Origin of the sequence: Viridibacillus arvi, assembly GCF_001274945.1 — a bacterium.
GTDB lineage: Bacteria > Bacillota > Bacilli > Bacillales_A > Planococcaceae > Viridibacillus > Viridibacillus arvi.
Window position 1 is genome coordinate 609,691 of sequence record NZ_LILB01000005.1, and the last position, 7,023, is coordinate 616,713.

Annotated in this window: 6 protein-coding genes and 1 pseudogene; 2 read left to right on the forward strand and 5 right to left on the reverse strand. The window is 36.8% G+C overall.

What is annotated here, in order from left to right:
• Positions 1 to 422: 422 nt before the first annotated feature.
• Together AMD00_RS12235 and AMD00_RS12240 are read right to left on the reverse strand one after the other, a co-directional pair.
• Positions 423 to 1,109, reverse strand: a complete 687-nt coding sequence (locus AMD00_RS12235) for an MBL fold metallo-hydrolase (RefSeq protein ID WP_053417341.1) — start codon at positions 1,107 to 1,109, stop codon at positions 423 to 425.
• A gap of 237 nt (positions 1,110 to 1,346) precedes the next feature.
• Positions 1,347 to 1,616 (reverse strand): CD3324 family protein, encoded by a 270-nt coding sequence (locus tag AMD00_RS12240; RefSeq protein WP_053417342.1) that lies wholly within the window; start codon positions 1,614 to 1,616, stop codon positions 1,347 to 1,349.
• A gap of 374 nt (positions 1,617 to 1,990) precedes the next feature.
• On the opposite strand from AMD00_RS12240, the pseudogene AMD00_RS24005 reads away from it, so the two are divergent.
• Positions 1,991 to 2,377, forward strand: a pseudogene (locus AMD00_RS24005) (tyrosine-type recombinase/integrase); the annotation flags it as partial.
• A gap of 185 nt (positions 2,378 to 2,562) precedes the next feature.
• On the opposite strand, the gene AMD00_RS12245 reads toward AMD00_RS24005, so the two are convergent.
• Both AMD00_RS12245 and AMD00_RS12250 read right to left on the reverse strand, forming a co-directional pair.
• The gene (locus AMD00_RS12245) at positions 2,563 to 3,144 is read right to left on the reverse strand and encodes a TetR/AcrR family transcriptional regulator (RefSeq protein WP_053417343.1); all 582 of its coding nucleotides are present in this window, start codon (positions 3,142 to 3,144) and stop codon (positions 2,563 to 2,565) included.
• Between the two features lie 93 nt (positions 3,145 to 3,237).
• Positions 3,238 to 4,248, reverse strand: coding sequence for a fumarylacetoacetate hydrolase family protein (locus tag AMD00_RS12250; RefSeq protein ID WP_053417344.1), 1,011 nt, complete (start codon positions 4,246 to 4,248; stop codon positions 3,238 to 3,240).
• A gap of 168 nt (positions 4,249 to 4,416) precedes the next feature.
• Between AMD00_RS12250 and AMD00_RS12255 the strand changes: the two genes are divergently transcribed.
• The gene (locus AMD00_RS12255; protein WP_053417345.1) at positions 4,417 to 5,439 is read left to right on the forward strand and encodes an MBL fold metallo-hydrolase; all 1,023 of its coding nucleotides are present in this window, start codon (positions 4,417 to 4,419) and stop codon (positions 5,437 to 5,439) included.
• A gap of 972 nt (positions 5,440 to 6,411) precedes the next feature.
• On the opposite strand, the gene AMD00_RS12265 is transcribed toward AMD00_RS12255, so the two are convergent.
• Positions 6,412 to 6,729 carry a hypothetical protein gene (locus AMD00_RS12265; protein ID WP_053417347.1) on the reverse strand — a complete coding sequence of 106 codons (318 nt, stop codon included), beginning with the start codon at positions 6,727 to 6,729 and terminating at the stop codon, positions 6,412 to 6,414.
• Between the last annotated feature and the right edge of the window lie 294 nt (positions 6,730 to 7,023).

A 7,023-nucleotide genomic window follows, 5' to 3' on the forward strand; every position in this document is an offset into this window, starting at 1 on the left:
ATCATACTAGAGGACTCTTTTTCTTTCAAGACCCTGAATATCTTTCAAACAGGAATGCTGCCCCGTTAGTTCAATAAGAAAAAAAGAGCTGCATATGCAACTCAATGATCTTCAAGTAAAGCTCCCCGTTAGTTGAATAGCATCATTTTGAGGAAACTCCTCATAAAAAAAGACTCCTATAGTTAGGTAGTATGGGAAAATAATATTCCAAGATGTGAAACTGATTTCTAATTCAGGATAATAGTTATTGTGTAGAGATAATAAAATCGTTTAATTTTATCTTTATAAAGCCAATACCCCTCCAACGATGAATTGATTGGAAGGGTATTAAACTTATTTAATTTTTAATTGTATTCACAATTATTGTTATATAACTGAATAATAAAGTTGTTTAATTCGAGAGCTTTTACGTTTAGCCCCAATTATAAAGAAAATTCCCCACCATGATAACAATAGTAAGTTTCAGGTTTAAGATTCTTTATCTTTCTTAAAGACTGTTGTGCATTATCGATATCTAGACAAAAGTTTGGATTAGCAATAATCAATTCCTGTTCTTCATTTACAGCTGCATCACCTGTAATTACGCTTTTCAAACCGGGAAAATACAATGAAATATGTCCTGAAGTATGCCCTGGTGTTGCAATTATCCTACATTTGTTATCTAAAATCATATCACCATCATGCACCTTTTCATCAACTGAAATATGCTTCAAATTCTTTAATTGCTGTATAAACCAATTACTAAAATCGACTTCGCTATTCGGTATAGTCTTTAGCATGTCTTCAGCTTGAATTAATCTCTCTGACTTCAATTCACCACTAATGTATTTTGATTCAATTTCACTAGCTATAATGTTAATCCAAGGATACTTTTCTTTGAAATCATATAACGAACCTATATGATCATCATCATAGTGAGTAATGATAATATTCTTCAAATTCTTCATTTCATATCCATTTTTTACAATCTCATTTTCAATTAAAGATAAGAAATTTGTATAACCTGTATCGACCAAAGTTAGTTCATCATTTAATATAATTAAGCTAGGATAAATGTAATTTTTTTGTCCATTAAATTCAAATTCAATTGGTAGTTCTAATATCTTCATGTTTCTTCCTCCATAAATTATTTATTCAAACACTGAACAAGCATTACTTGTTTTTAAGATTACATAATAATTATTAGTAAAGATAGATAAAGAATAGTAATGAAACATTTAATACCTAACAATACTTTTTACCCATACTGATTTGTAATTAGACATCATATTTCAGATTTTCAGTAAACAAAAAGGCTATCTGGTGTATTATTTTAATAATTCCCCAGACTAGCCATATCATTTATTTTATTTTTTTTTTGCATAAACAATTTTTTTGATTGTTTCAACTGATAAAAAATACTTTTCAGATATTTCTTGGATGTTCATTCCATTCTCAAAGTTTTCTCGAATGTTTTGATTTCGATGATTCAGTTGCTTTTGTATACCACTAACAGAACCCCATTTTTTTCGAGTGGTTTGTTGTTTTGGAATATATAAAGTTTCCCCTTGTATATATTTTTGAACTTCTGCCAATAGCTCTTTTGGTAATACTTTTGTAGCATTTATATAATTCAAATTTGCTCGCTCCTTATTTCGATTTAACATAAATAAGGTGCAAAGCCAAAATATTAGAAATATTATCTAGCGATTAATTATTTTTCCCCATGCAAAGTATCGCTTTTCTAATTAAAGGCTTTGCATGAGTTTGAGTTTTATTTCTTAATGAAATAGATTTATTTTTCAATTAAAACACCCCTTTGGATAATCATATCCAAAGGGGTGAAACGATGCAACTTTATTAAAGACTAAAAACGGTATATCTTTTTTACAAATGGTATAACTTTATTTCAAACCTACACATACACCAAATTTCGTATAGCGCATTCAGGAACATTGTTATTAAAGGTGCAATAAACACCTTTTTAGCAAGAGCAGATGCTATAACACCTAATTGGTCTAATCGATCTGCGATAGTAAGAGGAAAAGGTGACAAGGAAAGAGAAGTTTATTTTAACATGCGGAGCGAAATATGTCTTAAACGCTATATTGACAATCGGAATGACACTGATCCAGCCATCTCGTGACTGAATGATATCCTCATAGAATGAGTGTCGCCCAAATGAGATATATTATCAAGCGAATCTCAAATCGTGCAGGAATTAATAAAGATACATCCACATCAACTCAGACATAGTTACGCCACTCATTTATTAAACAATGGTGTACCTATTGAAGTCATCCAAAGTCTGATGGGGCATGAGAAAAGTGAAACCACTCGGATTTATGCTCAACTAAGCGGGAGAATTAGAAAAGAGTTTTATCAAAAGTACTTTTAATTAATAAAGGACAACGTCTATATGACGCTGCCCTTTTTATTAATGCCCCCGTTAGCCATCAATGAAGCGCAAAAATCAGCACTTCACCAAAGAAAATGAAAGATGATTAAGTTCTTTCATGGGAGTTCAAGAAAGGAAAAAAGAGCGTGTTCCTTACTGTCTCAAAATGACACTCAGTGCCCTTTTTATGACTGAGACAATAATCCTTTAACAAACGATGAGACAATATACTTGTAGAACTCTTCCTCGGTGACGAGTTGGGACTGATATTGCTGGTGAATCAGTTCGCTCATCTGAAAGCCATAGCACGTCGAGAGAAAAGACATGGCGGCAAGACGCGCATCCTGTCTGGCAATAATTTTTTTCTTCTGCAGTCGTTCAAAATATTCAACCAGCAAAGAGTGCAGCTTCACCGGCGGCTCGGTCAGCACTCTGTCCAATTCGGGGAAAATTCCTTTGTCGCGGATGCCAATCAAAATTATGTCCACATTTTTATGGAAAAACAAGCGGTACTGAAGGCTTACATTCAGCAGGTCGACTTCCGGATTATCGGTCGCTTCATCTTTTAACAGTTTCTCAAATTGCGGCATATCCGAATGTCTTTCAATGATGGCTTCCAGTATGCCTTGCTTGCTTCCAAATTGCCGAAAAATCGTAGATTCATTGACTTTAGCTTCCGTTGCAATGGCTTTGGTGCTTACTCCCCGATAGCCATTCTTTTTTATGAGCCGTGTCGCGGCTTCAATGATTCTGTCTGAAGTATGCATTGTATTACTCCTTTTGCATATGTTAAACCTATTATACTACAAGTTATGCATATGCAGTAGGGATCGGGGTTCATCATTTTCATAAACGTTTATTTAAGGCAAATCACTTCTTTTTTCCCAGCGGCTTGGTTCCGTAATCTTGATATGATCAGGCACCAATTGCGTGAGCGTACCTAATTTATCGAACGTAATCTGGATTCGGTCAGAGGGCAACAGCCATTGTTCGGTCTCGATTGCGCAGCAATCCGGTATCGTCCCCATTCCTATAATCGTGCCCGGGAGCGGCGTGAAAATTTTGAGAACCTCCTCCATCACTTTTGCAGGGTGCGCTGAATACTCGGATGTGCTTCCCTTCCAGTTCAGTCTCTCTCCGATGCGTACCTCCACATCCAGTGCCAGCGGGTTATCGATTTCATCCGGCGTAACCAGAAATGGTCCTATTCCTTTGCTATAATCAAAGTCTTTGCACCGCGTTGGTCCGGTCAGCGCTTGAAAATCAGGCCACTGCACATCACGAGCAGTACTGTCGTTAAAAATAACATAACCAGCAATGCAGTTCCCCTTCCCTGCAACAAAGGCCAGTTCCGGCTCGATATCCAAGTAGGAAGAGTACGAAGGCCAATGAATCGTATCCCCATCGCCAATTAATGCATTATGATTACACTTGTAATAACTGAAAGTTACTTTATTCGGATCTTGCTGGAATTTTTCGACAATTTTTCGTTTAAGCTCTTCTCTTTCCGGCCCTGTATATTCTCTTTGCAGCAGATTTACGCCAGCATTTCTCAGATGTCTTGGCGTAAGCCCGAAATCGATAAGCGCAGCCGGATTCGGAACCGGCGGCAGCAGTTTTACCGCTACAATCGGGCAGATTTCATTTTCATTGAATTGATGCGGCTGTTCAACAGCATATTGCATCAGTTCCTTAGCGGTAGCATGGCTTGCCGGCAAATGTTGTAAATAGCTGTCCATACTTTGTAGACTGTCAACGAATGTCCCTTGCTTTTTCATAATTGTGGCAAAAGACACGACAAATTTCTCGTTAATGACAAGTCCGAACGAATGTTCCTGAGAAATCTTGGTGTGAAAGGTTACCAGCTTCATGTTTGTAGCGCCTCCATCCATGTAGTGTGATGTTGTTCAGTTATTATCATATTTCATAAAAAGAAAGCATGCAAGTGCTCGCTTGCATTTTTATTTTTCATTCTCTATAATAAAGATATAGTCAGTATGACTAACCCCAAAAAAACATATACGCAAAGGAGAATTGTTATGAAGTATAGAAGTATTATCCAAAAACCTCGAGTTAAATTCTTTGAAGTCGCAGATGGCGTCTTTGCCGGTATTTCGCCGTATCGTGGCATCAGTTGGGCCAATGCCGGGTTTATCAACAAAGGGGAAGGCCTGGTGTATGACACGTTCTTCGATTTGTTCCATGCGAGAGAAATGCGAGATGCTTTTAAGGAAGTAAGCAATGGCGGCTCTCCCGCCTATGTGGTGAACTCACACTATAACAGCGACCATGCATGGGGGAACAAAGTGTTTGAAGAATCTTGCATTATTATGCACAAGGAAGCGGCCAGAGAGCGTCTTACCGAAAATATCGGCTGGATGGATAGCGTCATCAAAAGAGGGAAGAATTCTCCGGAATCGACTCAGGGAGAGCGGTTTTTTGCAGCGGAATTTGAAGGATTCGACCTGGAGGGCGTAGAATGGGTGCACCCGGATATTGCGATAAAGGACGATATCAACATACGTCTTGGCGATACTGAAGTTATGATTTACAATGTAGCTCCGGCCCATTCTGACAGTGACTTACTGATGTGGATGCCAAAGGAAAAAGTGCTGTTCGCCGGCGATGTCGTGTTTAACGGTTGTACGGCATACAGTGAAGAGGGAACCCTCAACTGGATTAAAGTGCTTGATCGCATTATTGATGACATTAAACCCGAAGTCGTTGTTCCAGGACATGGCGCCATCTGCGGCCTGGACTTCGTGAAAGAGCAGAGAGACTACCTCTTGAACCTGATTAGTGAGTTCAACAAGCATTACAATGACGAGATTGATTCCTTGTCCCTAACCAAGCAAATAGATATTTCTCGCTTCCTTCATTGGATTCAGCCAGAACGTTTGTATGTTACGGTGGATATCCTCTTAAAAAGCAAACGGGGGTTGCCATCTCTTCCAAATTGGAACGAGGTCCCTGCAAAGCTGGAAGACATGAAAGCTTATTTGCCCGAGAAATATGGCGATCAGATCAAGCCATGGGACCCTATGAGCGTGTGGCAAGAATAGCGCATGCAAGCTAAGCATCTGCAGAGACTATACAGCAAATATTGTTCCGATTGGCACACCTAATACTAATGATACTGTAAATCCAGTAATTACTGTTGCGATTGCATTACCACGTTTTTCGGGTTGAGCAAGCCTACTACTTTGCAGTTAGATTATAAAAGTAAATGTATTAAGGAAAAGAGGCAGTACCCAAAATAGGTACTATCTCTTTTTTAAGTGCTTATTCAAGTAAATGCCCCGTTAGTTCAATAAGAAAAAGGCTTTACTCCTTATTGAAGTAAAGCACCCGTTAGCTTAACAAGAACTATCCAATTTTTCTAAGAATTCATTAATTATTTGAAGATATTTTTTAAAATCTGGCTCCCACAGATCATGTCCCGAACTAGCTATCTCAATTATGTTCACATCATTAAGGTAATTCCTATATTTTCTAACTTCCATTTCTTTCAAAAGTGAACCATCAGTGCCACCCTTAATAATTAATACAGGTACTTTAATTAAGGTTAATTCACTTTAGAGGTCAATTTGTCTTGATTCTTTCTGGATACCTGTTACAACATGTCTCCTGTCTTCGTTTAAATAACCACTATTAAGAATTCTATCTGACCATGTTTCAGGTATGTAAGGATACTTTGCAGGGTAATCGCAGATAATCAGACCTTTTATATCAGTCTGTTCCGAAGCAAACTTAATCGCATATGGAACACCCATAGAATATGCCATTAAACAATAATTCTTAACTTTACAATCTGATATTATAGCATGTAGGTCTTTAACATGGTCATCAAAAAATACCCAACTTTGGGGGCATCACTATTTCCGCGGCCCCTTAGACTCATCGTTATACATTTTCTTGATATTAGGTTTCCCAACAAATCAGTTGATTGTTCTGCAAAATTTAAAGCACCAGGTACATAAACTAAAGGGGTTACAGTTAGAATTTGATAATTTTAAAGAAAAAACCTTTGTTATTTATACATCTCCTTCTTCTATTTTTTTATTTAATAGCACATAATCATCTTTTTCAAAGGTTACTGCAACTCTATCTAATCTATTTCCTCCTGGATAATAATATAATTGTTGATTGAATTTTATATTAAAATGTACGACTGTTTGAAGAATAAAATTTAAAATTTTAAAGCTTTCTAAATCAACTCCTTCTTTCAATTGATTTTTAACGTGAATAACTACTAGATCTTCGATATTCTCAAATCTAACTCTTCTAGGGGAAATATTATTACGCTTACATGTCCTTTTTAACAGATTCTGATAATAATCAGTTTTTATCATGATAAATCGCCTCACATTCCAATCAACGTATACGCCAACTATTTTGAACTCTTTATTTTCTCATAAAACGGAATTCCTTTCTCAACTAAACAGCCTCGTTAGTAAAATATCAATATGTATATATTTCAATAGAGTTGGCAATAATCCCTTTATTAATAACTTTTTAGGAGGTAGAAACAATGTTACTGTCAAAAGCATGGGAAGCATTTGAATCTGTCAAACGAATTGAAGGTTTTTCCCCACAGACATTGAAAGCTTATCGACTCCAAGCCTCATTACTAATTAAATATTTTA